Source organism: Brevundimonas sp. GN22, assembly GCF_054824005.1.
In genome coordinates, this window is sequence record NZ_JSYD01000008.1 from 1 (window position 1) to 26,253 (window position 26,253).

The following is a 26,253-nucleotide window of genomic DNA, read 5'->3' on the forward strand; positions in this document are numbered from 1 at the left end:
GCCCCTACTGATCCGAGCCCGGCTTGGCCGGGCGGAACACCTGCACTAACGCTCCGATTGCAGCGCTAGTCCACCGATGTTCAAAAAGATTTTACCGCCCCCATTGCCAAAGCTTGGGCCGCTTCCCAGCTCTGCCGTATCGGGCTGTACTCGAAGCCATGACCATAGACGCCACGCAGCCGGTGTTGCCAGCCTGCCGTCGCAATATCCCCCTCCATCCTGCTGAGAATGCACGTGATGCCCGCTTTGCGGGTGCGCGCTCTCACGCCTGTATCCAAGGATCCTCATCATGACCTCCGAGGTAGAACACAAGAATGATCTAAACACCCCGCACCTTCCCGCCTCCATTCAGCTGTCGATCGAGTATCTACCGATCGCTGCCCTGATCGCGGAAGGTCGCAAACTCAAACTTCACAAAGCCTCCGACATTACCGCCCTGGCCCGGGCCATCGAGGTGTTCGGCTTTCTGGTGCCGGTCCTGATTGATCAGGACAGCAAGATCATCTCCGGCAATGGCCGTCTGGAAGCCGCTCGCAAACTGGGCTTATCGGATGTGCCGTGCATCCGCGTCCGCCATCTCAGTGCGGATCAGTTGCGGGTCTTCCGCATTGCCGAGAACCAGCTCGGACAACTGGCTGGCTGGGACACCGAAGCGCTGGGGCTTGAACTGCAAGACCTGTCCAATATCGATCTCGGGTTCAGCCTTGAGGTCACCGGCCTATCTTCAGCCCGCATCGACAGCCTGATCCTGGAAGGTGATGGCGGGGGCGATAAAGCCGATGCCCTGCCCGATCGTCCCCTTGAGCCGGTCAGCCGCCTAGGGGATCTGTGGCTGCTCGGTGATCACCGGCTCTACTGCGGCGATGCCACAGCGCGCGAGACCATGGCCGCCTTGTTGCAAGGCGATGCGGTGCGTGTGGTGGTCACTGATCCCCCCTATAATGTCGAGGTGGCCGGTCATATCACCGGCTCAGGCAAGCACGACGAGTTCGTCATGGCCTCTGGCGAGATGAGCGATGACGAGTTCACCCAGTTCCTAACCCAAGTCCTTCTCCGCTCCAGCGAAGCGCTGGTGGAGGGCGGTCTGTGCTATTTCTGCATGGACTGGCGTCATATGGCCCACACCTTGGCCGCAGCCGACCATGCAAAGATGGAACTGCTGAACCTGATCGTCTGGGACAAGACGTCTGGCGGTATGGGTAGCTTCTATCGCTCACGCCATGAGCTGATCTTCCTGTTCCGCAAGTCTGGAGCGTCGCACCTCAACCGCGTCGAACTGGGCAAGCACGGGCGTAACCGTGCCAATGTCTGGGCCTATGAGGGCGTCAACGGCTTTGGTGCCAAGAAGGCCAAGGCCCGTGAGATGCATCCCACGGTCAAACCTATGGCGCTGATCCGTGATGCCATCCTCGATAGCTCCAGCCCCGGCGATGTGGTGCTGGATCTGTTTAGCGGCAGCGGCACCACAATCATCGCCTCCGAAGCCAGCCGTCGCCGCGGCCGCGCCAGTGAACTGGACCCCCGCTATGTCGATGTCGGGGTCAAGCGCTGGCAGGACTATACGGGCCGCGCTGCCATCCTGGCCTCCACCGGTCAGACCTTTCAGCAGGTGCGCCATGAGCGTGAAGAGCTATCGCAAGCCCAACCGCAGTTGAGCGTGGTGCCGAGCGAAGCAAAGGCAGACGCGTCTTTGCCCTCGCCTGCCCAGCCTCGTGTGCGTGTTCGCACCCGGGCCCTGGCCGCGTGATGGGAGAGATGTGTCATGTCCCATGCCCTCACAGACTATACGGTCGGCTTTGCCCGGCCGCCCAAGGCCCATCAATACGCCAAGGGTCAGAGCGGTAATCCCAAAGGCCGTCCCAAGGGTTCCCGCAATATGGCCACCCTCTTGCGTGAAGAACTGGACCGCAAGGTCGCTGTCACCGTCGATGGCCTGACCAAGAAGATGTCCAAGCGCCAGATCGCGGTACGCCAACAGGTCGACAAGGCCGTCAAAGGTTGCCCCAAGGCCTTCCAGACCCTGCTCAAGATCGAGGCGGAAGGTCCCACTTCGCTGCAGGAAGAGACCAAGGCGCATCGCCCCAGCGAGATCCAGCCCTCGAGTTATGACGAGATCATCGACGCCTATGTGGCCGATCTTGTCTCCTCCTCGAGTGAAGGGGGCGCATCATGAGTGCGCTTCCCCTGCCCGCCGATATCATGGTGCACAGCTTGGCCAGGCGCGAGTTCGAGGTGTTCCTCGAACTCGTGTTTCATCATCTCAACTCGGACACACCCCTGTCGCGGGGCTGGTATCTGTCAGCCATGTGCCAAGCCTTGCACGAGGTAGCCCAAGGCCATGAGCGTCGTCTGCAGATCACTGTGCCACCTCGTCACTTGAAGTCGATCATGACCACGGTAGCGTTCCCCGCCTGGTTGCTGGGACAGAGACCCGAGACCCGCATCATCTGCGCCAGTTACGGGCAGGAGCTGTCGGCTGCCCTGTCGCGCAGTTTTCGTAAGGTGATCCAGTCGCGCTGGTATAGCGAGGTCTTTCCACAAACTGCCGCCTCCATCATCCGCGATACAGAAGCTGACCTTGGCACGCGCCAAGGCGGTTATCGCTTTGCCACCGCCGTCGGCGGCACAGTCACAGGCATCGGGGCCGACCTGATCATTATCGATGACCTGATGAAGGCCCAGGACGCGTCCTATCCGGAAGCGCGGGCCAAGGCGCAGCGGTTTGTCGACGAGACCCTGCTCAGCCGTCTCGATAACAAACAGACCGGTGCCGTCATCGCCATCCAGCAGCGACTGCATGAAGATGATGTCTCCGCTCACCTCAGCAGCAAGGGCGGATATCGTCATCTGGACCTTCCTGCCATTGCCATGCGCGACGAGATCATTCCCTTGTCACGGGGCCGAACCCATAGCCGGCGGATTGGCGATGTGCTCAATCCACAGCGTGAACCACGCGAAGTCCTCGACCAGCTCAAGGCCGAGATGGGCCCGCGTGCCTTTGAAGCCCAGTACCAGCAGAACCCGACTCCTTTGGAGGGTGACTATCTGCAATGGGACAAGGTCCAGTTCTACGATGAGGCCCCACCACGCACCCGTCTCAACAAGGTGGTGCACAGTTGGGATTTGGCCTCCTCCAGTGATCCCAAGGCCGACTATTCGGTCGGCACCATCTGGGGACATGACGGCACAAGCTGGCTCTTGCTCGATGTGATACGCCAGCGCCTACTCTATCCGGACTTGTTGGCCCGTGTGCGGCTTGAGCGCAAACTCTGGAAGGCCGATGCCATATTGGTCGAGAAGTCTTCGGTGGGACCGGCTCTGCTGGAAGACCTCGCAAGAGACATGCGCGGGATTAGCGATCCCCAGTTTCATGCCCGTGCCTGTATGCGGCTTGGCATCAACGCTACCCTGCCCAAGGCCGAGCGGTATTTTGCATCAGTAGAGCGGCTCTATTCCGGTTTTGCCAAACTGCCGCGCTCAGCGACTTGGCTTGATGATCTCCATCGCGAGATGCAGACCTTTCCTGCCGCCCGCTATGACGATCAGGTCGATAGTCTCAGCCAGTTCCTCAACTGGGCCCCCAGCCGTCAGGGACGCAATATCCTCAAGGATCCCGACGCACGTCGTGACGGGCCTCGGCCGCGTTGAAACGAAAACAGCGGCGTCTAAAGACGCCGCTGCTGAATGTTAAATGTCCTCTATTTGACGCAGAACTCGTTCCAGCTCTTGGCAAATTCGTTTGCTGACATGGTCTCTTCGAGGAAGGGACCAAAGCTATCGCCAGACGCAATGTACTTTTGGAAACCCGTGTGGCCACCGAACCCGTTCTTAGCATTTATCTCGCCGCAAACGACCGGCACTTTGTCGTCATAGACATTGAAACGAGAGTTCCTAAAGCGCACCGAGCCAGGATCTTTCATCTGCGCTTTGACGGCACGCTCGGTATTGGCGATCCAGGTTTGTTGGCGCGCCTGATCATTGTAGTCCACCTCGCCCGTGTCGGTGTGCGAGGCAGTTTGTGCTTGCTGCGTTCTTTCAGACTCCAAGCGTTCGCGCTCCGCTTCTGTTTGCGCCTTTTCTTCAGCCGCCTGGGCAATCGCTGCGCGGGCCTCATCCACTTCGCTATCGCTCGTCGGGCAGCTTCTTAAGGCAGCGGCTTCTTTGCAGACTTGTACCCTCTCAGACCAATCAGCAGGCGCAATATGGTCCGGGCGTTTCATCGGAAGGGATTGCAGCACTCCAAACATTACAAAGCCGCCCAACATCACCAGCAATCCTTGCCACCGCTTTTTGATCAACCAGAACGGCTTCACAATCAGGGCAACTCCAACCAGCACCATGGTCAGCATCACAAACGATGCGGTTTCGATTATAAATTCCATAAATCCCCCATGGATCAGATCACAGCTCGGCTACTAACCACCGATGAGCTCTACTCGGATCCGCAACGAACCCTATAAGTCTCAACACGGTGACGCTGGTCGCTCAGAAGCCGCTGACAAGTCAACCAAAATGAGACTCATCGTCTGTCGCCCGATCAGATGCATTGCCCGCATCTGCGCCTATGGATGTTTGCAAAAAACTCGGATTGCGCGTGCAGCAGCTGCGCCAAGCCAAGGGCTGGTCGCAAGACGAGTTTGCACATCGCGCAAACCTGCACCGTACATATGTCTCGGGTGTTGAGCGCGGTATCCGCAATCCCACCATTACCGTTCTGGAAAAGCTGGCTGCTGGCCTTGAGATCACGCTGAGCGAGTTGGTGGCCCTGGAAGAATAGGTCGCGAGCGGCGATCCAGCACCTCCATGGCTTCGGCCAACGTTTTGGCGTCTTGCAGATAGCTTTGTAGGCACCCAGCCGCGCTGGATAGTTCCAGCAGATCAAGGTCGGTTGAGAGGCTCACAGCATACTCGGCCAAATGTCCGGCGAACACAGCCAATCGAAACTTCGCCTCCAGCGCATCATCGCGATCGAACATGCCTTGGTACAAATCATCAGAGGTCATGAATGGACTACCGCTCTGTTCACGGGCGAAGTCCACTCCAAAGTGAGGTGCTTCGCAAATGCGCCAGAAGCGGTCTTTCCTCATCGGTCGACAAGCAGACATTTGCCGAAGCTTACGGCTGTGCAGGAATGCTCCATCTGCTCGGCAAACCCGGCACTCGCTCCGGTGACGGTTACAAATGTCGTGGCTCTATGAAGCATGATGTTCTGCCGTGAACGGCTGCATTCCGGCCTACCTCAATAGCCGAGTAACAGGCGCCAAAGGGCCTGGCTGAGCCACACAACCGTCCCCAATGAGATGAGGGCGGCCAGAACAGCCACGGTGAGAGTCGTGAAGACGGCTCGCTCGGTGTCGAAGGCTGGCGCGACCTTCTGCATCAGGGCAACCGCGCTGGCCCGAAGGCCAGCGATACCAAGGCTTAAAAGGTAGAGAATGAGGAAGGCCGAGGTGGTCAAAGCCGACGCCACCATCGGCGAGAACGGAACGTTTAGTTTGCCCTCAGGCGCTGCGATCTCGTCGTCGAAATACTGCGACAACATTGCGCGATCCGTATCGATCGGAAATGCCCCTAAGAACGAGTTCTGGACCTGCGTCTTGAGGCTAGCGGCGTATGCCGGGGCCGAAGAGTAGGGATCGAAGCTCACATATGGGGCCAACTTGAAGCCGACGACCGAGTAGGCGTCGAAGAGGGTGCGTTCGAACGCCGCGTTCAGGGCGTTGAAGGGGCCGGCTGAACCAATGAACGCGGCGGCCGTCTGGCTTGCTTTGATCTCTGTAATCTCCAGAAGACATTGATCCTCCGCGGCCCGACCAACTGCCGCATAGAAAGCCGTCCCCATCTGGCCCACGATCCGATCCACGTCCACAGTGATAGGCCGCCTCTGTGCTTGCTCGGCCATCACACTGCGGAACAGGTCTTGGCTGTTCTTCGTCGCCTCAGCGCCAGCGAGGAGAGCTTCACGGCCGGCGGGGCAATGCCTCTTCGACGAATATGAGACTGTCTCCAGCGCATCAGGCCGTGAAAACTGTCTGGCCAAATTCCGCCGCACGTCCTGGGACACGAGACGAAGCTGCGCTTCCGTTTTCCCGTTCGCGATCAGGATCGCGAACCTCGAAATGGGCGGTGCATCGCTGCCGATTTCGACTTCTGCTTCTGCCAGTGCAGCAGTTAGCAGTCCCGGCGCAAAGGTCTCGGTATGAGTTAACTTCTGGGTCGGCTCGACGCTCAGCACTGCAAGTACGCAAAGCAGCCGCGCTATTGTGAACGTCGTGAAGAATATCGCCAAGCTTACGATGATATCCGCAGGCACGAGTCCGGCAGTAACGACAGAATTCCGCGATCGGTCTATTGTCCGGACGAACAAGCGTGTTTGTGCATACGAGAAGATATCTCCGATGATCGCGGCGATAAAGCAGATCGCCAGGATCGTCGCACTTAGTGCCGTCATCCCGTCGGGGAACATCGTGATGAGAGGCTGAACGTGCGGAGGTGAGCTGAGGACCGCAAACGTGTACGATAGGGCAATGGAGCAAAGCGAAATCAGCGCGTAGCGGGGGACCGCCTTTAGCGAGAAGACCGGCTTTCCAAAGACTTTATCAAGAAAAGCCGAGCCGCCGTAGCCGATCTTCCCGGCACGCGAAGCTAGACGGCCGAGCCAAGCGCTGAACGCCTGCTTTTGGGCCGGTCTAACGGCAACATCCAGCATGGCGGCTAAGCCGACAGCGCCCAATATGGCCAAGAGATCGGAGAATCCCATTATGCGTCCAGTGATTATGAGTTATGACGCTGGGTCGATTCTATCGGATGAGAAAGCGTCTAGGCCCGGTAGGCCGAGTTCTGTTGACCAAACTGTTACCCTGACAGGCGGTCCGGAGCCCAACGACGTAGCTATACAAAAATAGCGCGGCGAACGGTTCGAACATCTTGCTCTAGATGCTTGTTCTGGTGCCGTAAGCGAACGCTCCCAAGGTCCGACATGAGTCAGGTTCAGAATCTCTGAAGGTCCGCTTTGAGGCAAACGCCCCTGCCCTTTTGCGCCTAAGGGCCATTTCACGAAACGTCAGCTTAGAATTCGTTCCAGCGCACCGGAGCAATATGGGAGGACACTGACTTCACACATAGGAACCTGCGAGAGCTATGCGTGAACGCCACCGTCTATCCGAACGATTTCGCCGGTCATGAAGGCGGCATCTTCGGACAGCAGCATGGCGATGACGCTGGCGACTTGCTCTGGCTGTCCCACCTGAAAGTCAGGCCGGCTCAGGTGCATGTACAACGACATATCGACATCGTCCGGAAAGTTGCGCTGGATAGCCTCGGTCATGGCCGTGGCTATCCCTCCTGGCGCAATCGCGTTCGCCCGCACACCGCGCTTTATATATTCCCACGCGATCGCCTTTGTCATCGATGCAATCCCGCCCTTTGAGGCCGAATAAGCCGCCATGAACGGATGCCCGAAGAACGATGACGTCGAAGCCGCGTTGACGATCGCCCCACCGGATTTCTCCAACAGTGGCAACCCTTCCCGACAGCATATGAAAGTACCTATCAGGTTTACGTCGATGATCTGCCGAAACGCCTCGACACTGGTTTGATCGGTGTGCGTGGCTGCCAGTACACCCGCCAGATTGGCAATCCCGTGCAGATCTCCGCTTTCGCCGATTTCCTTGAAGAGCGTTTTGACAGCCGTTTCATCGGTCACTGACAAGGCATGGCTTACCACACCCTTCCCTGCACTATCACTAGTCACGACCAGTCCGTCGGAAGACTGGTCGACAGCAAAGACCTCGGCTCCCTCCTCGACCAATCTGATCACGGTGGCGCGGCCGATGCCTGAACCGGCCCCGGTCACAACGATGCGCTTGCCTTGAAACCGGTTCATCATCGCTCTTCGCTATCAGCCCAGCATCTGCACGATTTCGATCAGGTGGCCTTCAGGATCTCGGGCAAAACCTACCCGAATACCCATTTCCGGCATTTCTCGCACGGGATCGGCAATAGCGCCGCCGTTTGCCATAACATCGCTCAGTGTTTGGTCGAGGTCAGCGACAGTGAAACCTGTGATGGTTTCGCCCATGACCGGCTCAGGCGCATCGAGAAAACTCAGGATCACGAATGTTGCACCGCCTTCTTGGGTCGGCTGATACATGACTTCGCGTATAGCCCGCCCTGCAATGGCGTCTTCCACCACGGCCAACCGCTGAAGGCCGAAGACGGCTTCATAGAAAGCCGCAGACCTATCTAGATCGCCAACCAGAAGCTTGGTGAAGTTAAAGGTGTGGGGAGGAAGTGACATTGGGTATCTCCATCACATTCAAAAAAGTGGCTCGGCATCGTGTTCGGTGCCGAGCCATCAAGGTGGGAGGGGCCCGCCCTTTAAGGACAGACTTTGGCAGGGAAGTTAGAAGCTTAAGCGCAGCGACACGCCGATTTCACGCGGCGGATTGACGGTCACTGTGCGGTAGCCAGAGTCGATCGAAGGTCCCGGCATCATGCTGAAATCGGGCTGAAGGACGCTGGTCTGTTTGATGTGATTGCTATCCGAAGCCCCACGGACAACGGCCTCGTCGAACAGGTTCTTGGCAAACACCGAAAGTTCCCAACCCTTGTCCGAGCGGATGCCCAGGTAGAGGTTCACATTGGTGAAATCCTCGTACTTGTAGTCGATCAAGTCAGAGTCAAAGCCCGGGTTATGGAAAACCAGACCCCGCACAAAGGGTTGGACGCTGCCGAACGAACGGAAGCGGTATTCGGAGTTCGCCGACAGTTGGAATGGCGACTGGTCGCCCATCTTGCCATCCGCTTCGCAGAACGAGGCCTGCTGGCCGATCGGCACGAAGATGTTGCCTTGGGCATCAAGTGCGTTGCAGGGGCGCTCACCACCATCCAACTTGGCGTCGGTATAGCTCATGGACAGCGAGGCATCCCAGTCAGGGGTGATCTTGCCCCAGAAAGTCGTTTCGATGCCCCGCACCACGGCATCAGCATTGTAGTTCACCTTCAGCACACTATCGACAATGCCGTTACGACCGCTCGCCATACGGATCATTTCCGGCGTACGTGCGATGTAGTTGTCGAAGGTCTGTTGGAAAATGCTGGTCGTGAAGCTGAGGCGACGGTCGAAGGCCGTGCCCTTCAGGCCCAGCTCGTAGGCGTCAGAGACTTCGTCTTTGGTGATGACCAGTCGGTCTTCCAGAGGCGCGGTGTTACCCACTGCGGCCGAACCGGCACGGAACGAGCGGCCATAACTGGCGTAGCCGCTGATGGTGTCGGTGAACTGATAGACCAAACTGGCGCCGCCGGTCCACGCATCAACTTCTCGGCGCGCGCTGTTTTCCGGCAGCGTCGGAAAGTTATCAAGGACGATCTGACCGCCCGCGTCTACCGTCAGGAAGCTCTGCTGGTATGACGTGTAGTCGGTATAGCGAACGCCGCCGTTAAACTGCAGACGATCGGTTATGTCGTAGGTCATGCTGGCGAAATAGGAGGTGTTCTCCAGCTGCGTCGGCGACTCGATGAACACGTCCACCGGCGAGATCGAATACAGTGGGAAGGTCGAAATCACTCCGTACTCCGGCGGCAGATCCATCAGGAATGCCGGCATCCCGCTGATCAGCGTATCGGTACGCTGGTTCACATAGACTGGATCCGAGTATTGACGCGAATAGTTCATACCCAGCTGGAAGTTGAACGGACCGTTCAGTTCCGACGCGTAACGCAACTCAACGTAGCTGGTATCGTACGGGATATAGAGAATCTGGGATTCGTCGTAGTTCAGAACGGCATTGCCGACATCAAAGTCGAGGCGCTGATTCAGCTCGGCATCCAGCTTCGATGCGTTTAGCGACAGGGATCCATTCTTGAGTTGCCAATCCAGCGATGCGGTTAAAAGGTCGAACTCACGTTCAAAACGCGTCGGACCTTCCGACACACCGATACGGTCAGAGATACTTGCGGCCGGACCATTGGGAGCGAAGTCCATCGACGGCAGCGGGCCGGTCGGAAGGAATGCGCCATTGCCAATCACTTGAGAGTGCTGGGTCTCGTCAGACGTCAGGCGCTGATACGTTAGACCGACCGTCAAGCTGTCCGTCGGCAGCGCCAGCAACGAAACACGGAAGCTCTGGGTGTGCCCCTCGGAGTCTTCGTCACGGTTTACATTATGGACATAGTTGACCGGATTGCGGTCATCCAAAGCCGCGATGCGGAGGCCAAGGCGGTCCTGAACCAGCGGGACAGACACGCCGAACTGCAAGTTGGTGGCATCCTGGTCGGTTGCCGTGCCTTGAACATAGCCCTCGATGCCGCCGAGGTCAGGCTTGCGCGAGGCAATGGTGATTGCACCACCCGGAGCGGTACGTCCGCGCAGAACCCCTTGCGGCCCACGCAGGATCTCGATCTGACCAACGTCATACAGCGCGGTCAGAGCCAGCTGCGGATCAACAGGGTTTTCATTGAAATAGATGTCGACAGATGGGACCGTGCCCGAATCCGGATCGTAGGCAATGCCTCGCAGGGTCGCAGTATTGGATCGACCATCCTTGTTTGCCATCTGCAGGCCCGGAGCCAATTGCTGGACATCCTTGGCATCCAGAATGGCCAGTTGCTCGAGCTGCTCGCCGGTCGCGACGTCGACCGCGATAGCGACGTCCTTAAGCATGCGAGCGTTACGAGTGGCAGTGACCACTACGTCAGCGACCGTCGCTATGTCCTGCTCCTGCGCCATGGTCGGGAAGGCAACGCCTCCCACTAGAATTGCACATGCTGCTCCACACAGCAGGCGCGATTTAGCATTCAATTCGGATTGCATTTAGGTTCCTCCCCTAGCGCTTCGGGCAACTCTTCGGTCGCTTGTTATCAATCGCTGAGAGAAGAACTATATACGCGAACCGACGTTATACAATACATTTGTATGGAAATTTTCGTAGTAATATTTTTCTATTTTTTTCAACGAGCTGACACTGAGTTGCGGAAAGGAACTATGCGAATTCCCTTCCGACAACCAAAGTTATGTAAGTGCTGACTTACAAAAAATCTAACGTCAATTCTGGTTGGGACAAAAAACAAGCCATGCCCGATTCCGCCGCCTCATGCCTCGATTAGCCCGCGCGTCTCTTCGGTCAGATTGGGGAACGACTGCTCGCTCAGGAAACGAGCGCGGTTGGAGGCAATATTAGCCGTCATCTCTGGCTGGGTGGACACCCAAAACTCACCAGCTGCCATCTTCGCGAAAATGACTTTGCAGGCTTCCTCGAGATCCATTCCATAGGTCGCCATCATATGGCGCATGACGCTCTGGTGATGGGCAGCCTTCGGGTCGGCTGAAGGACGCGCGTCTTCGAAAATGCGGGTCTTCACCATGCCAGGGATAATCGAGCTGACCTGAACGTTAGCTTTAAGCAGTTCGAGCTCCAGATACAGACATTCCGTAAACGACTGAACGCCGTGTTTGGTGACCATGTAGGCGGTCTGTAGCGGCATTTGTCCAAACGCGCCGACCGACGCCAAATTGGCGACATAAGACTTCTGGCTGTTTTCGAGCATCTTCGGCAGGAAGGCCCGAACGCCGTGGATGACGCCGTGCAAATTGATATTCAAGGTACGGTCCCACAGCTCGGCGGGTAGTTCCCAACTGTTACCGATGGTCTCGATGCCCGCATTATTGATCAGCAGACGCACCTCGCCATGCTTTTCGTGAACATAGGCGGCGAGGCGATCCAGCTCCTCGGCGCGCGAGACGTCGACCTTGATAGGATCAGCCTTTAATCCCTGAGAAACGAGTTCGTCCGAGACACGTTTGACACGCTCTTCGTCAATGTCGGCCATAACAACAGTCATGCCCAAGCCGGCTGCGCGGCGGGCCAAGCCCTCGCCCAGCCCCGCACCTGCCCCTGTGATGACGGCCACACCGCCCGAAAAAGCCTCTTGCTCGGTCATACCGATGCCTCCCCTATTTATTTAAGCGAATTGTTGGCGCAGCCATGATGCTGCACGATCGATGGCACTTTTGCTGATATCGACCGCGCCGAGGAACGACAGGAAGCCGTGGATGGCACCCGGTACGCGATCGATGACCACCTCCACGCCTGCGTCTCTCAAGCGGTGCCCCAGATCCTCACCGTCATCGCGCGTGGGATCGAGCTCGGCAGTCATGACATAGGCTGGAGCCAAACCCGCCAGATCAGCAAAACGCGGACTGGCCAAAGGCTCGCGGCCTACAGTCTGGAGTTCAGGTACATAGACTTCCCAGAAGAAGTCGATGTCGTCGACATTTAGCAGGGTTCCGTCCTTGAACTCGTGCCAGGACGGCAGGCGCTCGAACGGGAAGCCACCGGAGCCGTAAAAAAGCAGTTGCGCTCTCATCGGGATGCCGTTGTCGCGGGCGATGATCGACGTCACCGCCGCCAGCACGCCGCCCGCACTGTCACCCGCCGTGGCTATACGCTGAGCGTCGCCATTATACTGGTCGATGTTGGCGACCACCCATTTCAGGCCCGCTTCTGCATCTTTAGGAGCAGCGGGATAAGGATGCTCCGGAGCTAGTCGATAGTCGACAGAGACGACCAGCGTACCCGCTGCTTCAGCCAGGGCTCGCGCGATCATATCCTGACTGTCCAGGTCGCCCATGACGAACCCGCCCCCGTGAAAGAACAGGGTCACCGGATGCGGCCCCTCCCCCGTCGGCGTGTACAGTCGCAGTGCAAGCACATCGCCATCTGGTCCGCGCACGCTGACATCCTGAACACTGGCAAGCTCTGCCTGATAGGTGGGCGTGGCGGCTGCTGTTTGGCGAATATACTCGCGCAACTGGTCCAACGGGATATGACGCGCTCCCGGATAAGGCGGCGCGTGCGCCAGAAGCTGAGCAATCTGTGGGTCGAGCTGAGCAGCCACCGGAAATCTCCCCTTATTTTTAATGGTGTCGTGATGCAGCAGCATCTGCTGCTGCTATGCCGAAGCTGACGGCTGGCCCAAGGGTCCCGCCTGCGCCCGGATAGGATTGGCCCATCACCGATGCGGCCGTGTTCCCGATGGCAAACAAGCCCTCGATAGGCACGCCTCTGGCATCCAGCACGCGGGCATCCCGATCGGTACGCAAACCGCCATTCGTGCCAAGATCACCCAGCATAATGCGCATCGCATAGAACGGACCGTGCGCCAGAGGTGCGATGTTCGGATTAGCGAAGTTCGCATCTCCGAAATAGCGGTCATACACATTGTCGCCGCGCCCGAAGTCAGGGTCGACGTGATCGACCGCATGCTCGTTAAACCGGGCTACGGTCTGTTCCAGTGCGGCAGCTGGCACGCCAATCTGGCCGGCGAGTTCTGACACTGAATCCGCGCGATAGATGACGCGACCAAGCCAGCCTGACGGCAGCGCCTTGTCCGGCTGGATGCTGCCCGCCATCAACGGCCCGACCATGTAACGCTTGCGAAAGCCCGCATCGAACACCAGCCAGACATCCGAGGTGCCGCCCGTACGCTCCTGATCTGCAATCATGTCCAGACCGAAGTCGTTGTACGACTTGGCTTCGTTGGTGAACCGCATGCCCCGTTTGTTGACGATGATACCGCCGGGTGAGGCCCGCTCCATGAACAGGACGTAAGGCGCATCCTCCACGCCCGCCATCGGACCACGTACGATAGGCGCCCACCAGGCATTCCCGGCATTCACGACAGCAGCGCCAAGCTTCTGGGCCGATAATAGAGCATCGCCTGTATTCGCGCCGGCAGGCGAAGCGCTGTGATCAGGCAGGGCTCCCTCGGCCATATAGCGAGCCCTTAGCGCCGCGTTATGTTCAAACCCGCCACAGCCCAGAATAATATTGGCGGCGACAACCGTCTTGGGTCCCTCCGGCGTGTCGAGGGTCACAAGGAAGTCGCTCCCATCACGCTCGATCGAGCGAAGACGATGTTGAAGATCAATCCGCAGACCGCGCTTGAACAGGGCCTCGCCCAACGGTGCCACCAGCGACGATCCCATGGTCAGGCGACTGCCACGCGATGTTTTTAGCCGCCACGGAATATCGAACCAATACGCCGTGCTCATCGATAGCAGCAGCTTCACCCATCCCTTGCGGCGTGTGGAAAGCAAACGGCCTTCTGGATTGGATAGCGAGATGCGGCCAAACACCTTCATGAAGGGCAGTTGATCCCGCAGTGTATGGAAGTGCTCGCCTAGACGCTTTCCGTCATAAGGCTGCGGGTCCATCGTGCGCCCGCCCGGAAGCGCGCCTTCGAAATGCTGACAGTAGTCGGGATATTCGTTATTCGCGGCCAAAGCGACGCCCTTGCTGCCCAAGAACGAAACCGTCTGGCTGACGCGATCAAGATAAGCGTCTACCCGGTCGACGTCTGCGCCCTCACCGATGCATGACAGCATGTATTGGCGGGCCATCGCCCTGCTATCCGTAGGGTATTGGCCGTTAACCGGAAGCCACAGCGCACCGCCCGATATAGCGGACGTTCCACCCCAGTATTCCGTCTTTTCAACGATCTTGACGGTCAGGCCGTTGTCGAGAGCTCGGTTGGCTGCGGCTAGTGCTCCTGCACCACTACCGACGACCAATACGTCCACTTCCGCCATTCAAGCCCCCATACAACGTGCGCAGATCGTTGAAATCTACCTACTGATAAAAACCATATAAATGTACAGAAAAATACAAATGTTCGTAATTTCTGTTTACAGAACCACGTTTTTGAAGTGTCGTACCCTTCTGAATGGGCCCATCAGAGGCCCCAGGGAGGATTAAAAATGAAAAGCTACGCTTGCGAGCCAGCATCCGTGCGCGCCACCGCCGTCGTGCTGTTCATCCTGATCGTCATCGGCATCTGGGCAGCCTGCGGCCACTTTTTCTACAACCAGATCAAGTCGGTCAGCTCTCCATATTCCAATATCCATACGACCCAGGTGATCACGCATTTACCTCATCAAGCGTGACCACCTGAGCCAACTGGCCGCTATTAAGCGGCCAGTTGCATCGGACCCGGAGCTTCCGGCGGATAGATGCGCGGCACACCGACATCGTAGTTGGCGATGAGCGTGCCGATAAAGACCTGATCCGTCAGCGGATCGGACGGAACCTCGATCTCGACACCGCGGCTGCGCAGATCCTTGATGAAGGTGTCGAACACCTGATCGCGGGTCAGGTCATCCTTGTGTTCAAGCGTGCGGCGCATGTCCTGGATGTCCATGAACACCTCGCCGTTCCAGTGAACGAGGAAGCGCATTTCGGACGCCGGCACCTTCTGGATGACCTCGCCGTCGGTCGTGATCTGCCAACCATCAGCGACATCGGGATCGGCACCGAACAGCGAGTGCAGAGCCAGCCCCTTGGGACGGCGCAATTCCATCGGGCCATTGGCCTCGCCGCGATGGTACATCAGCTCGTTCTGCACCACGACGCCCTTGTTCCACATCGGGGCCGCGAGACGCTTGGGTTGATTCAGCGGACCGTCAGGCCAGTAGGTAAAACCGCCGCCTTCCGAACCCTGATAATACCAGGTAATGACCTGAGCCATCTTGCGGATATAGTTTTTGAACAGACCTGACTTGCCCATGATGTTCAGCAGCCAGACCGGAGTGTCCTGATAGGACATGCCACGGAACGACACACCGTCTAGGTGCCCCGGATCTTCCGAGTGGCACGCGCCCTGGATATTGAATAGCATCAGGGTCGGATGGGCATATTGCGCGTTCCAGTATGACTTGGCGTAGTCGAGGAATTTCTTGTTGTAGAACGCGTCCTCAATGCCATCATGCAGCACCACGCCGCCCTCGGCGAAGTGGCCACGGAAGCATGGCGTCAGGAACATATCCATCGTCGGCGTCACACCCTCAGGCAGCTTGCCGGACATGGTGGCGATAACCTCTTCGGGCGACTTGAAGTGCTGCGCCAGAATAAGGCTCCACGGCCCTTCCTTACGCGCAACTTCCAGCAAACGACGGTGCTGGTCCTCGGTATAGACGTTTTCCAGAATTCTCGGTTCTGAGACCGGCCGCAGCACGGCATTCGGATCAAAAGCCATTGACGCTCTCCCTATTTAGTAAGTGGTTACTTACTTATGTTGTAATCAAGGTATCAGCGTTCCCGCAACATTATTCTTCATGACAATGAGGGCTATGCGCGAGCAGCTCGCGTCGATATCCTGAACAAATGTCCCGAAAACGCCTGAGCGCCGCCGACCGAAGAACCGAGATCATGTCCGCCGCACGACGTGCTTATGCGCGCCACGGCCTCTCAGCATCCTCCATGCAGATCGCTGCCGAGGCCAAAATTTCGGACGCGCTGATTTTCAGGCATTTCGGCAGCAAGGCTGCGCTACATCGCGAAGTACTACGCAACCTTATCCTGGAGCAGAACTCGGCCTATGCCTCCATGGGTCTACAGGGCTCCGGAGCGTTCGGTATCCTGTCCATGCTGAAGGCCTATTTCACTGTGTGCGTGAACGGCGAGAACGACCATGTCGAACGAGTCCGCATTCTGGCCGCAAACCTGACAGCCGACGGAGACTATGCACGCCTCGCGTATCGTAGAGCTGTGCGTCTTGGGCGGTCACCGCTGGAATCGGCCATCGCTCAGGCCAAGGCCGATGGCCACCTTCAGAATGATGACGTATCGGCCGACAACATCATCATGTTTCTGGAGCACCTTGGAACGTCGGTCACATTGGCCAGCGCCAATGGCGGCATAGGAGCCTATTCCGGCACGCCGGAGGCGAGAATCGATGATCTGGTCCGCTTCTGCGCGCGCGGTATTGGCTTCTCCCAAGAGGCCATCGACGAGTTTCTGGCTAGCGTCGAGCTATAAGGCTACGCATAAAACTGCACATTTGTTCAAATTGTCTCTAGAAACCTGAATCTTCTCCGCTTAAACCTACCTGTGGTTTTCAAGGAGGGGTTTTATGGATTTTCAGCTGACGCCAGATCAGGCCGCACTGCGTGACACGGCCCTTGCATTCGCCAGAGGCGAAATGGAAGCCGTCGCCCTTGAGATCGAGCGCACTAGTGAGCCGCTCTCCAAGGACTGGAAGAAGAAGCTCGGCGAAATGGGCTTCATGGGCATTAACATCAAGCCGGAATACGGCGGTCTCGGCCTCGGCGCGCTCGAGGCCCTGCTGGTGCTGGAAGAGTTCGCAAAAGTCCATTCGGGCATGGCCTTCCCTATTTTTGAAAGCTGCGTCGGTCCGGTCAAAGCCATCGAGCATCTGGGCACCGAAGCGCTGAAGCAGCGTATCCTGCCGGCTGTCTGCCGTGGCGAGCATGTGGTGGCTATCGCCATGTCCGAACCGGATGCGGGCACGGCCCTGACCGACCTGACCACCCGCGCCGAGATCAAGGGTGACAAGATCATCCTGAATGGTCTGAAGCGCTGGTCGTCTGGTGGCGGTCGCTCGGACGGCTATCTGGTTTACTGCAAGCTCAGCGATGCCCCGGGTGCAAAGGGCATCGGCGCTGTCTATGTCGATCACAACACGCCGGGCATGTCCTATGGCCAGCGTGAGGAACTGATGGGTTTCCGCGGCGTCTATAGCGCCGACATCATGCTGGATAATGTCGAGGTGCCGATCGAGAACCTCGTCGCGCCCGCTGGCGGTTTCGGCAGCCTGATGGGGGCCTTCTGCCTCGAGCGCTGCGGCAACGCGACCATGTCTCTGGGCATCGCTGCCGCCGCGTATGAAGAGGTCTTGGAATATGTCCAAGAGCGCAAGGCCTTCTCGAAGTCGCTGATCGACTTCCAGGCCGTGCAGATGAAGATCGCCGAAATGGCCATGCAGGTCGAAGCCTCGCGCCTGCTGATCCACAAGGCTGTCGCTGACATCGGCACCGGCTTCCCGGATGTTGCAGGCAGCTCTATGGCCAAATGCTTCGCCAACGAGATGGTACGCGACGTGACCGGCAAGGCCATGCAGCTGATGGGCGGCTATGGCTATTCCAAGGAATACAAGGCCGAGCAGCGCTTCCGTGACGCATGGGGCTGGGGCATCGCCGGTGGCTCGATCGACATCCAGAAGGTGAACATTGCCGCCGCACTGGCCGGCCGTCGCTTCAACCAGCGCGCCAAATGACCGCAACGGGCTGCAAGGGCCCGCTCGACGGGCTGACTGTGCTGGACCTGTCCAAGGTTCTGGCCGGACCGTGGTCGACCCAGATTCTGGGCGACCTCGGTGCCGAGGTTATCAAGGTTGAACTGCCCGGCGTCGGAGATGAAACCCGACGCTGGGGCCCGCCCTTCTTCGACGACGGGTCGGGTGACGCCGCCTATTATCTGGCGGCAAACCGTAACAAGCGCGGCATTGCCATCAACATGGCTACCGAAGGCGGCGCGGACATCATCCGCAAACTGGTCGCCAAGGCCGATATCGTGGTCGAGAATTTCAAGGTTGGCGCCCTGTCGCGCTATGGGCTGGATTACGCTGCCCTGTCGGCCATCAAGCCGGATCTGATCTATTGCTCGATCACCGGCTTTGGTCAGGTTGGTCCGCACGCCCATCGTGGCGGCTACGACTTCCTCGTGCAGGGTATGAGCGGCCTGATGAGCGTCACGGGCTTCCCTGACGACCAAGGCGGCGCGCCAACCAAGGTGGGCATTCCGGTCAGTGATTTGTTCACGGGGCTCTATGCCACCATCGCCATTCTGGCGGCAGTGAACCATCGCAACAGCACCGGCGAAGGCCAGCATATCGACTGCGCCCTGCTGGATACCCAGATGGCCCTGCTGGCCAATCAAGCCTCCAACTATCTGAACGGCGGCATGGTGCCGGGGCGCTTGGCTAACGAGCACCCGAACGTGGTGCCCTATCAGGATTTCGCCACCAGCGATGGCCATGTGCTGGTCGCCGTCGGCACGGACAAACAGTTCCGCGACTTCTGCACACTCATTGGCCTGCCGGAACTGGGCACCGACGAGCGCTTTGCCACCAACAGCGGGCGTAGCGTCAACCGCCGTGCGCTTCAGGACCTGTTCCGTCCTGCCATCGCCAAATGGACCAGTGCCGAACTGCTGGCGGCCATGAAGGAAAACGGCCTGCCCGGCGGTCCGGTGAACTCGATCCCCGAAGCCTTGGCCGACCCGCAGGTCGAGGCCCGCGATCTGATCAAAACCTTCGATCGCGACGGACAAGAAGTGCGCACCCTCGCCTTCCCGGCCAAGCTGTCGAAATCGCCGGCCACCTACCGCCATGCCCCGCCCGTGCGCGGCAGCGACACGGTTAAGGTTTTGTCCGAATACCTTGGACTAACCCACGAAGAAATAAGAGAACTTGCCACACAAGGCATAGTCGAGGAAACCGCCCGATGAGCGATAAACCCTTTATCGGCCTGAACCTGATTGATGGTCAGTGGCGCGATGACGGCACGGCCTTCGAGACCTTCAGTCCGTCCGATCTGGACCACCACGTCGGCACCTATTACGCCGCGCCCACGAGTGTCACCGAGGAAACACTGGCCGCCGCCCGCACCGCGCTGGAAGGCTGGAGCCGCTCCAATATCCAGACCCGCGCCGACATCCTGCGCAAGACCGGCGACATCCTGCTGGCGACTGCTGACGACATGGGCCGCATGCTGGCTCTGGAAGAAGGCAAGGTCCTGCCGGAGGCTGTCGGCGAAGCGATCCGCGCCGCTCAGGTCTTCCAATATTTTGCGGGCGAATGCCTGCGCCATCCGGGTGCCACCCTGCCCTCGCTTCGTCCCGGCCACAGCATCCGCGTGGACTATGAGCCGGTCGGTGTCTGCCTGATCGTGACGCCTTGGAACTTCCCGGTCGCCATTCCGGCATGGAAGATTGCGGCAGCGCTGGCTTATGGCAACACCTGTATCCTGAAGCCGTCCAACTTCACGCCGGGCTGTGCGGTCCTGCTGTGCCAAGCCCTGGAACAGGCCGGCCTGCCGAAGGGCGTGATCAACCTGCTGAATGGTTCGGGCCGTTCTCTGGTGCCGCCGCTGCTGGCCGGTTCCGACGCGCTCAGCTTCACCGGCTCGACGCCTGCAGGTCAGGACCTGCTGAAACAGGCGTCCGAAACCATGACCAAATGCCAACTCGAACTCGGCGGTAAAAACCCGCTGGTCGTTCTGGACGATGCCGATCTCGATCTGGCCGTCGAAGTCGCCCTTCAAGGCACATGGGGCCAGACAGGCCAGCGCTGCACCGGCTCCTCGCGCCTGATCGTGACCGAGGGCATCCACGACGCTTTCGTCGAAAAGCTGATCCCCAAGGTGAAGGCTTTGAAGGTTGGCCACGCCCTCGAGGCAGGCAGCCAGATTGGCCCCGTCGCCACGGGATCACAGCTGGTGAAGGACATGGAGTTCATCACATCGGCCCTGAACGACGGCTGCGAGCTGGTGGCCGGTGGCGAGCAGGTCGAGACCGGCTATCGCGGTCACTATCTAGCCCCGACCCTGTTCATCGGCACCCGCAACGATATGCACCTGAACCGTGAAGAAGTGTTCGGTCCGGTCGCAGGCGTCATCAAGGTCGCCGATCTGGACGAAGCCATCGTAACGGCACGCGACTGCGAACTGGCACTGTCCTCGGGCATCTGCACAACCGACCTGCGCGCTGCCGAGCGTTTCCGCCGCCAGTCTCCGGCTGGCATGGTGATGATCAACGCCCCGACCGCGGGCGTCGAATATCACGCCCCGTTCGGCGGACGAGCGCCGTCAGGCTTCGGTGGCCGCGAACAAGGTACGGCTGCCGCCGAGTTCTTCACCGAAATGAAGACAACCTACACCAACCACGGGGAGGTTTGAGATGTCCGCTTCTGGAAAAGTTGCCTTTATCGGTCTAGGTGCCATGGGCCTTCCCATGGCCTCGAACCTCGCCCGCAAAGGTTTTGATCTGGTCGCCTACGATATCGACGCGGCCAAGGTTGCACGTCTGGTCGTACTGGGTGCCAGCGCTGCCAAATCGGTTGCCGATGCCGCCGCACAGGCCGACATCGTCGTGACCATGCTGCCCGCCACGCAGCATGTCGAGGCTGTGGTTCTGGGCACCGAGGGGGTTCTGTCGATCCTGCCTGCGGGCAAGGTACTGATGGACATGAGCACCATCGACCCGAAGGGCACCGACCGGCTGGCCGAGGCCTGCGCGGCCAAGGGCATTCACTTCATCGACACGCCGGTTGGTCGTCTGGTCTCGCACGCCGAGCGCGGCGAAAGCCTGTTCATGGTCGGCGGCGATGATGAGACCTTCGCCAAGGTCGAGCCGCTGCTGAACGCCATGGGCACTGCCATCCACCGTTGCGGCGGCGTGGGCATGGGCCAGCGCATGAAGGTAATCAACAACTTCATGCTGCTGACGACCGCCCAAGTCGTGTCCGAGGCCGTGACCCTCGGCACCAAGCTGGGTCTCGACATCGAGACCATGAAGAACGTCACAGGGGCCACCACCGCCACCAACGGCCAGTTCCAGATCGCGCTGGCGACCAAGGTGCTGACCGGCGATGTCGCGCCCGGCTTCACCGTCGATCTGGCGTTCAAGGACATGACGCTAGCCATCAATGCGGCGGCGGAAAACCGCGTCGGCCTGCCCGTCGGTTCGGCGGCACATGCCGTGTTCGGCGGCGCGCGCGCCAGCGACCTGCACGACAAAGACTATTCCTCGCTTCTTGAATACGCCTGCCGTCTGGCCGGTGTCGAAACCCCGCGCCTCAAGGCCTGATTTCGGAGACAACCATGCTGAAACAAACCCAACTCGGCCGCACCGATCTGACCGTCAGCGCCCTTTGCCTCGGCACCAATATGTTCGGCACCGCCTATGATCAGGCCAAGTCGACCGCCCTGCTGGACGCCTTCGTCGCCAAGGGCGGCAATTTCATCGACACCGCCCGCTCCTATGGCGACTGGATCCCCGACGCCCCGAAGGGTGCCTCGGAACGCGCCATCGGTGAATGGCTGAAGGGTCAGGACCGTTCGAAACTGGTCATCGCCACCAAGGGCGGCTTTTTCGACATGCGCGTGGGTGACTGGCGTCCGCGGATCACGCCGGAAGATATCGCCGCCGACCTGAACGAAAGCTTGGAGCATCTGAGCGTCGAGTCCATCGACCTCTACTGGCTTCACGCGGACAACCCGTCCGTTCCGGTCGAGCCGATCATCGATGCCCTGATCGCCCATCAGAAGGCAGGCCGTATCCGCTACTTCGGTGCCTCGAACTGGTCGCCGGAACGTATCGAGGCGGCCCAAGCCTATGCCAAGTCGCTGGGCCATGACGGCTTTGCCGCCGTCCAGCCCTTCTGGGGTCTGGCCACGCCGAACGCCGAAGGTGCTGCCGCCGCTGGCTACGGCTTCTATTATGAGGATGGACTTCAAAAGGTTCACTCTGCCGATCTGCCGATGGTCCCCTATGCGGGCCAGAGCCGTGGCGTGTTCGCCAAGCTGGACCAATCCGGTGAGGATGCTCTGCGCGACGACCTCAAGGCCATGTATCTGAACGATGCGAACCGCGCCCGCTTGCCGGTCATCCAGGAGATCGCCAAGGCCAAGGGCGTCAGCGTCAACGATGTCGTTCTGGCCTATCTGACCAGCCAGCCGCTCCAGACGGTGCCGATCGTCGGTGCCTCGTCGATCGAGCAGCTTGAGGAAACCATCGCCGCCTCGGCTATCGTCTTGTCAGCCGATGAACTGGCCCGCCTGAAGGCTGGTTGATCTTCTAGGTAAGCTAGAGAACATGTCCAAGATTGCCCAACCCTATCAGATCGGCCCGCTCACGATATCCAACCGGATCATCGTCGCCCCCATGTGCATGTATTCTGCTAAAAACGGTGTGCCTGGGCCATTCCATGCTCAGCATCTCGGCAGGCTCGCACTATCGGGTGCAGGGTTGGCTATCATGGAAGCCACCGCGGTTAGCGAAGAGGGCCGTATTTCCGACCGTTGCCTTGGCCTGTGGAATGACGAGCAGGAAGCGGCTTTTGCCAGCCTGCTTTCAGCGACGCGGAGTTATTGCCAAACGCCCATAGGTATCCAGATTGGCCATGCTGGCCGCAAGGCCTCAACCTCGGCGCTCTGGATCAACGGCGGCAAGCCACTCTCGAGGCAAGATGGGGCATGGCCAGTTCTAGGCCCCACCGACACTCCCTTCTCCGAAGGCTGGCCAGTGCCTCACGCTATCACCGATAGCGATATGGACAGATTGGTGTCTGATTTTGAAAACTGCGCTCGCCGTGCCGATAAAGTTGGCTTTGACGCTCTCGAGCTTCATACTGCGCACGGCTATCTGCTTAGCAGTTTCTTGTCGCCCATCGCTAATACACGCAGTGATGAATACGGTGGCAGTCTCGAAAACCGTATGCGGTTCCCGCTTAGGGTTGCGCAGGCTGTCCGCAATGTTTGGCCGAACAGCAAGGCACTTGGCGCGCGGCTGAATGGCTCGGATTGGTCGGAGCATGGCATTACGCCCGAAGAGGCAGCAATCTTTGGTCAGCAACTATCGGCCGTAGATTATGACTGGCTGCACATATCATCCGGTGGCAATGATCCGATGGCTAAGATCAGCGCCCAGAGCGCCTACCAAATCCCGTTTGCACAAACGGTGAAGAGCAAAAATCCTGATACAACGGTTATCGCCGTAGGGCTGATCAAAGACGCTGAGGCCGCTGCTGAAGTGATCGATAATCATTCCGCTGATCTGGTCGCTGTCGGGCGGGCTGTTCTCGATAACCCCAACTGGCCCCATCATACCCTTGCAGAATTGACGGGTCATGAAGATCTCCCCCACCAATACGAGCGCGCCAGTCTCGTTTGGCGGAAGAGAGCCCCCTTATAGGGGGCTAACGTCATCCGGTTCGGGCAGGGCTGCATCACCCGCCCTAACCGGATGATAACCTTAGCTGTTCACTCCAAGTGAACGGCCAAACTCTGTCATAGTTTGCAGACGCTGACTGGATTGAGCCGCTTCCATCTGCCCTGGTGATTCAAAACTGGCGGGCACTGGTGGCAGCCCTTGTGCAAAACCTACAAGATCGAATTCACCTTGCCCCGGATCTAGACGCGATTGCGCTGCTTCCACCTCAAGGTTTTCTGGAGGTAAAAGTGGGCCGTCAGCCAGTTGGGCAAAGCGGATGTGGGTGTTGAAACGGGTCAGGTCCTCTATCGCGCCGCCGGAACGATAGAGGTGCAGAATATCGACATTGATGCCCAGATTGCCCTGCCCTGCCGCTTCGACCAGTTCGTGGGCCTGTTGCAGGGTTTTGATGGCCGAGGCCGGATAGAACTCGATCACGGCCTCCATGCCGTATTGCCCAGCAGCCTCGGCCAAGGCGGACACCGAGCGCGCGGCGCGTTCGCTGTCGCGGTCATAGACCAACAGGTTTATCGCCCGCGCCTTCAACGCTGCGGCGGTCTTGAGCGCCTTGTCGAAATCTTGCGTCTGGGTGCGGCTGGTCACCGTAAAGGGATAGACGAGATCAAGCGTGACCTGATGCGTCTCCAGCGCCTCACGGGTGCGATGCAGGGCATCCGTATCCTCTATGAGACTGTAGGTCGGCATAAGCGGCAGAACGCTCATGGACTCCAGAAACAGGCAGCACCCTTGCAAGCCGTTCTGGCCCGCCAGTGCGGCGACCTCCCACGGATAGGCGTCAGTGACCGTCAGATGGTCCAGCGCAAGGTGCATCCCACTCTCCAATAAAGCCTACGGCACGCTCAGAAATTGCGCAGCCACTCTTGCCGAACAACGCGCGATCAAGCAAAGATCATACAAATGTTCAAATAAGTCGAGGGGACGGATTGTGACGACTCAGGAAAAGGCGGCACGCACGCTTGGCCATATGGCACTGCACTATCCAAAGCCCGAAGATGCCGCCGCTGCGGGCCATCTTCTGAGGCTTCTGGGCTTCGTCCAGACGCAGGAACTGCCGCTGCCGACCGGACCGTTTTACCGCTTCGTGATTTCGGAAAAACACCACGCCCGCGGCGACGGTATTGTCTATCTGTCGTGCTGCCCGCCGGCCCAGCGCGCCTTCTTCGATGCCATGCACAGCGCCCTGCGTTTTGGCCAGCCCGACGAGAATCCGGTCGTGGCCGAACTGCGCGCCGCCATGGTCCAGGACCCGGAATATGCCTTCCATGTTGGCGTACTGTCCGACAGCCTCGAGGACATCGAACAGACGATGTCCACGCTGGAAGATGCCGCCCGCAATGATCCGCTGCTGAAGGGCCGCATCACCGTTTCCTACAACCGTCCGCTGGCCGGTGACGAGGCCGTTGATGGTCGCCTCGATGAATCGCCCGTGTTCAAGGGTGTCACCCGTCAGGCCTATGGCCGCAACGGCGTTCAGGCCTTCATCGAGACCGATCTGCTGATCAACGGCCCGACCGGCGACGCACTGGTGATCGAGCTGGACTACATCTGGCCGGACGTCACCAACCACATCCTTTCTGTCGTGGAGTTTGGCTAATGGGTACCTATCTCGTCACCGGCGCGGCTTCTGGTATCGGGCGGGCTACCGCCGAGGCACTCACAGCCTTGGGCCACAAGGTCATAACCGCCGATCTGGCCAACGCTGACATTGGCACCGATCTCTCGACCTCCGAAGGACGTGAGGAGCTGGTAGCCAAGGCGACCTCCTTGTCAGGCGGTGTCCTTGATGGCGTCGTCGCTGCCGCCGGTCTGTCACGGCCCGATATTGCCGAGACGACACTGGCCGTAAACTACTTCGGTGCAGTGGCGACACTGGAAGGACTGCGTCCCCTGCTCGCCTCCAGCGGCCGTGGCCGTGCCGTCGCGCTATGCTCGACCTCGGCCTTGCTGGGCGGAGATGAAGCCGTGGTTGAAGCCTGTCTCGCGGGCGACGAAACACTGGCCAAACAGCGCCTCGCCGACAATCCATGGACCGTCTATCTGACATCCAAACTGGCGCTGGCGAAATGGCTTCGCAAGGCGGCTGTCTCTGCAGAATGGGCCGGCTCCGGTGTGCTTTTAAACGCAATCGCGCCCGGCGTCGTCAAAACAGCTATGACGGCCCCGCTTCTGGCCGACGAGAATATGTCCGCCGTTGTTGCGCAGTCCAATCCGATGGCCGTTGAAGGCTATGCAGAGCCCGAAGAAATCGCCGAGGCCATTGTGCATCTGGCGACGATCAAGAGCCACTATGTGGTGGGTCAGATACTCTACTGCGACGGCGGCACCGACGCCCTGATGAGACCCGACCACATCTAAACCGCAAGGCGCAATCTGAACTAGCGGCATCGCCGCAATGATCGCTTGCGCCCCAAACATAATTCATACAAATGTTCAGTTAGTGTTTCGG

25 protein-coding genes are annotated in these 26,253 nt (G+C 59.0%); 14 read left to right on the plus strand and 11 right to left on the minus strand.

All coding sequences use genetic code 11. From position 1 onward, the window contains the following. Nucleotides 1-289: 289 nt before the first annotated feature. The 3 genes from OB03_RS01045 to terL are packed head-to-tail and all read left to right on the plus strand — an operon-like array spanning nt 290 to nt 3,648. Entirely contained in the window at nt 290-1,747 is a 1,458-nt protein-coding gene (locus OB03_RS01045) for a site-specific DNA-methyltransferase (RefSeq protein WP_461342923.1), read from the plus strand. Between the two features lie 15 nt (nt 1,748-1,762). Continuing rightward, entirely contained in the window at nt 1,763-2,173 is a 411-nt protein-coding gene (locus OB03_RS01050; RefSeq protein WP_461342924.1) for a DUF5681 domain-containing protein, read from the plus strand. Continuing rightward, the gene (gene terL, locus OB03_RS01055; protein WP_461342925.1) at nt 2,170-3,648 is read left to right on the plus strand and encodes a phage terminase large subunit; all 1,479 of its coding nucleotides are present in this window, start codon (nt 2,170-2,172) and stop codon (nt 3,646-3,648) included. The genes OB03_RS01050 and terL overlap by 4 nt, the downstream gene beginning before the upstream one ends. Before the next feature lie 50 nt (nt 3,649-3,698). Here the strand turns inward: terL and OB03_RS01060 are convergent, their stop codons facing one another. Beyond that, complete coding sequence (locus tag OB03_RS01060) at nt 3,699-4,382, minus strand: hypothetical protein (RefSeq protein ID WP_461342926.1); 684 nt, start codon at nt 4,380-4,382, stop codon at nt 3,699-3,701. 212 nt (nt 4,383-4,594) lie between these two features. Here OB03_RS01060 and OB03_RS01065 point away from each other — a divergent pair, with 212 nt between their 5' ends. Continuing rightward, the gene (locus OB03_RS01065; protein WP_242915531.1) at nt 4,595-4,777 is read left to right on the plus strand and encodes a helix-turn-helix domain-containing protein; all 183 of its coding nucleotides are present in this window, start codon (nt 4,595-4,597) and stop codon (nt 4,775-4,777) included. Here OB03_RS01065 and OB03_RS01070 read toward each other — a convergent pair. The 8 genes from OB03_RS01070 to OB03_RS01105 form a co-directional block, all read right to left on the minus strand. Next, nucleotides 4,743-5,003, minus strand: coding sequence for a hypothetical protein (locus OB03_RS01070; protein WP_461342927.1), 261 nt, complete (start codon nt 5,001-5,003; stop codon nt 4,743-4,745). The two genes, OB03_RS01065 and OB03_RS01070, sit on opposite strands and share 35 nt — an antisense overlap. 236 nt (nt 5,004-5,239) lie before the next feature. Beyond that, nucleotides 5,240-6,760, minus strand: a complete 1,521-nt coding sequence (locus OB03_RS01075; RefSeq protein ID WP_461342928.1) for a hypothetical protein — start codon at nt 6,758-6,760, stop codon at nt 5,240-5,242. A 378-nt stretch (nt 6,761-7,138) separates the two neighbouring features. Beyond that, the gene (locus OB03_RS01080) at nt 7,139-7,885 is read right to left on the minus strand and encodes an SDR family NAD(P)-dependent oxidoreductase (protein WP_461342929.1); all 747 of its coding nucleotides are present in this window, start codon (nt 7,883-7,885) and stop codon (nt 7,139-7,141) included. 15 nt (nt 7,886-7,900) lie between these two features. Continuing rightward, nucleotides 7,901-8,299 (minus strand): VOC family protein, encoded by a 399-nt coding sequence (locus OB03_RS01085; protein WP_461342930.1) that lies wholly within the window; start codon nt 8,297-8,299, stop codon nt 7,901-7,903. A 105-nt stretch (nt 8,300-8,404) separates the two neighbouring features. Beyond that, nucleotides 8,405-10,813, minus strand: a complete 2,409-nt coding sequence (locus tag OB03_RS01090; protein WP_461342931.1) for a TonB-dependent receptor — start codon at nt 10,811-10,813, stop codon at nt 8,405-8,407. Between the two features lie 278 nt (nt 10,814-11,091). Continuing rightward, a complete protein-coding gene (locus OB03_RS01095; RefSeq protein ID WP_461342932.1) occupies nt 11,092-11,940 on the minus strand; it encodes an SDR family NAD(P)-dependent oxidoreductase in 849 nt (282 codons plus the stop codon). Nucleotides 11,941-11,961: 21 nt separating this feature from the next. Beyond that, complete coding sequence (locus tag OB03_RS01100) at nt 11,962-12,897, minus strand: alpha/beta hydrolase (protein WP_461342933.1); 936 nt, start codon at nt 12,895-12,897, stop codon at nt 11,962-11,964. Nucleotides 12,898-12,916: 19 nt separating this feature from the next. Next, entirely contained in the window at nt 12,917-14,590 is a 1,674-nt protein-coding gene (locus OB03_RS01105; RefSeq protein WP_461342934.1) for an FAD-binding protein, read from the minus strand. 168 nt (nt 14,591-14,758) lie between these two features. Here OB03_RS01105 and OB03_RS01110 point away from each other — a divergent pair, with 168 nt between their 5' ends. Beyond that, nucleotides 14,759-14,944, plus strand: coding sequence for a hypothetical protein (locus tag OB03_RS01110; RefSeq protein ID WP_461342935.1), 186 nt, complete (start codon nt 14,759-14,761; stop codon nt 14,942-14,944). A 23-nt stretch (nt 14,945-14,967) separates the two neighbouring features. Here the strand turns inward: OB03_RS01110 and OB03_RS01115 are convergent, their stop codons facing one another. Beyond that, nucleotides 14,968-16,032 carry a hypothetical protein gene (locus tag OB03_RS01115; RefSeq protein ID WP_461342936.1) on the minus strand — a complete coding sequence of 355 codons (1,065 nt, stop codon included), beginning with the start codon at nt 16,030-16,032 and terminating at the stop codon, nt 14,968-14,970. A gap of 128 nt (nt 16,033-16,160) precedes the next feature. Here OB03_RS01115 and OB03_RS01120 point away from each other — a divergent pair, with 128 nt between their 5' ends. The 7 genes from OB03_RS01120 to OB03_RS01150 all read left to right on the plus strand — a co-directional run bounded on the left by OB03_RS01120 (nt 16,161) and on the right by OB03_RS01150 (nt 23,768). Beyond that, complete coding sequence (locus OB03_RS01120) at nt 16,161-16,814, plus strand: TetR/AcrR family transcriptional regulator (RefSeq protein WP_461342937.1); 654 nt, start codon at nt 16,161-16,163, stop codon at nt 16,812-16,814. Nucleotides 16,815-16,908: 94 nt separating this feature from the next. Next, nucleotides 16,909-18,072 (plus strand): acyl-CoA dehydrogenase family protein, encoded by a 1,164-nt coding sequence (locus tag OB03_RS01125; RefSeq protein ID WP_461342938.1) that lies wholly within the window; start codon nt 16,909-16,911, stop codon nt 18,070-18,072. Then, the gene (locus OB03_RS01130) at nt 18,069-19,304 is read left to right on the plus strand and encodes a CaiB/BaiF CoA transferase family protein (RefSeq protein ID WP_461342939.1); all 1,236 of its coding nucleotides are present in this window, start codon (nt 18,069-18,071) and stop codon (nt 19,302-19,304) included. The genes OB03_RS01125 and OB03_RS01130 overlap by 4 nt, the downstream gene beginning before the upstream one ends. Further along, the gene (locus tag OB03_RS01135; protein WP_461342940.1) at nt 19,301-20,752 is read left to right on the plus strand and encodes an aldehyde dehydrogenase family protein; all 1,452 of its coding nucleotides are present in this window, start codon (nt 19,301-19,303) and stop codon (nt 20,750-20,752) included. Before OB03_RS01130 ends, OB03_RS01135 begins: the two co-directional genes overlap by 4 nt. Nucleotide 20,753: 1 nt before the next feature. After that, the gene (locus tag OB03_RS01140; RefSeq protein ID WP_461342941.1) at nt 20,754-21,662 is read left to right on the plus strand and encodes an NAD(P)-dependent oxidoreductase; all 909 of its coding nucleotides are present in this window, start codon (nt 20,754-20,756) and stop codon (nt 21,660-21,662) included. 14 nt (nt 21,663-21,676) lie between these two features. Next, on the plus strand, nt 21,677-22,648 hold the full coding sequence (locus OB03_RS01145; protein WP_461342942.1) for an aldo/keto reductase: 972 nt from the start codon (nt 21,677-21,679) through the stop codon (nt 22,646-22,648). A 22-nt stretch (nt 22,649-22,670) separates the two neighbouring features. Then, a complete protein-coding gene (locus tag OB03_RS01150; protein WP_461342943.1) occupies nt 22,671-23,768 on the plus strand; it encodes an NADH:flavin oxidoreductase/NADH oxidase in 1,098 nt (365 codons plus the stop codon). A 60-nt stretch (nt 23,769-23,828) separates the two neighbouring features. Here the strand turns inward: OB03_RS01150 and OB03_RS01155 are convergent, their stop codons facing one another. Beyond that, entirely contained in the window at nt 23,829-24,617 is a 789-nt protein-coding gene (locus OB03_RS01155; protein ID WP_461342944.1) for a sugar phosphate isomerase/epimerase family protein, read from the minus strand. Nucleotides 24,618-24,732: 115 nt separating this feature from the next. Between OB03_RS01155 and OB03_RS01160 the strand changes: the two genes are divergently transcribed. Together OB03_RS01160 and OB03_RS01165 are read left to right on the plus strand one after the other, a co-directional pair. Continuing rightward, nucleotides 24,733-25,401, plus strand: coding sequence for a hypothetical protein (locus OB03_RS01160; protein WP_461342945.1), 669 nt, complete (start codon nt 24,733-24,735; stop codon nt 25,399-25,401). Next, nucleotides 25,401-26,162 carry an SDR family oxidoreductase gene (locus OB03_RS01165; RefSeq protein ID WP_461342946.1) on the plus strand — a complete coding sequence of 254 codons (762 nt, stop codon included), beginning with the start codon at nt 25,401-25,403 and terminating at the stop codon, nt 26,160-26,162. The genes OB03_RS01160 and OB03_RS01165 overlap by 1 nt, the downstream gene beginning before the upstream one ends. Nucleotides 26,163-26,253 lie beyond the last annotated feature (91 nt).

Coding starts and splice junctions, on each gene's coding strand:
- OB03_RS01095 (WP_461342932.1), bottom strand. CDS start 11,940: ATGACCGAGCAAGAGGCTTTTTCGGGCGGTGTGGCCGTCATCACAGGG.
- OB03_RS01130 (WP_461342939.1), top strand. CDS start 18,069: ATGACCGCAACGGGCTGCAAGGGCCCGCTCGACGGGCTGACTGTGCTG.
- OB03_RS01080 (WP_461342929.1), bottom strand. CDS start 7,885: ATGAACCGGTTTCAAGGCAAGCGCATCGTTGTGACCGGGGCCGGTTCA.
- OB03_RS01070 (WP_461342927.1), bottom strand. CDS start 5,003: ATGACCTCTGATGATTTGTACCAAGGCATGTTCGATCGCGATGATGCG.
- OB03_RS01105 (WP_461342934.1), bottom strand. CDS start 14,590: ATGGCGGAAGTGGACGTATTGGTCGTCGGTAGTGGTGCAGGAGCACTA.
- OB03_RS01120 (WP_461342937.1), top strand. CDS start 16,161: ATGTCCCGAAAACGCCTGAGCGCCGCCGACCGAAGAACCGAGATCATG.
- OB03_RS01075 (WP_461342928.1), bottom strand. CDS start 6,760: ATGGGATTCTCCGATCTCTTGGCCATATTGGGCGCTGTCGGCTTAGCC.
- OB03_RS01165 (WP_461342946.1), top strand. CDS start 25,401: ATGGGTACCTATCTCGTCACCGGCGCGGCTTCTGGTATCGGGCGGGCT.
- OB03_RS01145 (WP_461342942.1), top strand. CDS start 21,677: ATGCTGAAACAAACCCAACTCGGCCGCACCGATCTGACCGTCAGCGCC.
- OB03_RS01125 (WP_461342938.1), top strand. CDS start 16,909: ATGGATTTTCAGCTGACGCCAGATCAGGCCGCACTGCGTGACACGGCC.
- OB03_RS01050 (WP_461342924.1), top strand. CDS start 1,763: ATGTCCCATGCCCTCACAGACTATACGGTCGGCTTTGCCCGGCCGCCC.
- OB03_RS01110 (WP_461342935.1), top strand. CDS start 14,759: ATGAAAAGCTACGCTTGCGAGCCAGCATCCGTGCGCGCCACCGCCGTC.
- OB03_RS01155 (WP_461342944.1), bottom strand. CDS start 24,617: ATGCACCTTGCGCTGGACCATCTGACGGTCACTGACGCCTATCCGTGG.
- OB03_RS01135 (WP_461342940.1), top strand. CDS start 19,301: ATGAGCGATAAACCCTTTATCGGCCTGAACCTGATTGATGGTCAGTGG.
- OB03_RS01090 (WP_461342931.1), bottom strand. CDS start 10,813: ATGCAATCCGAATTGAATGCTAAATCGCGCCTGCTGTGTGGAGCAGCA.
- OB03_RS01150 (WP_461342943.1), top strand. CDS start 22,671: ATGTCCAAGATTGCCCAACCCTATCAGATCGGCCCGCTCACGATATCC.
- OB03_RS01140 (WP_461342941.1), top strand. CDS start 20,754: ATGTCCGCTTCTGGAAAAGTTGCCTTTATCGGTCTAGGTGCCATGGGC.
- OB03_RS01115 (WP_461342936.1), bottom strand. CDS start 16,032: ATGGCTTTTGATCCGAATGCCGTGCTGCGGCCGGTCTCAGAACCGAGA.
- terL (WP_461342925.1), top strand. CDS start 2,170: ATGAGTGCGCTTCCCCTGCCCGCCGATATCATGGTGCACAGCTTGGCC.
- OB03_RS01045 (WP_461342923.1), top strand. CDS start 290: ATGACCTCCGAGGTAGAACACAAGAATGATCTAAACACCCCGCACCTT.
- OB03_RS01085 (WP_461342930.1), bottom strand. CDS start 8,299: ATGTCACTTCCTCCCCACACCTTTAACTTCACCAAGCTTCTGGTTGGC.
- OB03_RS01060 (WP_461342926.1), bottom strand. CDS start 4,382: ATGGAATTTATAATCGAAACCGCATCGTTTGTGATGCTGACCATGGTG.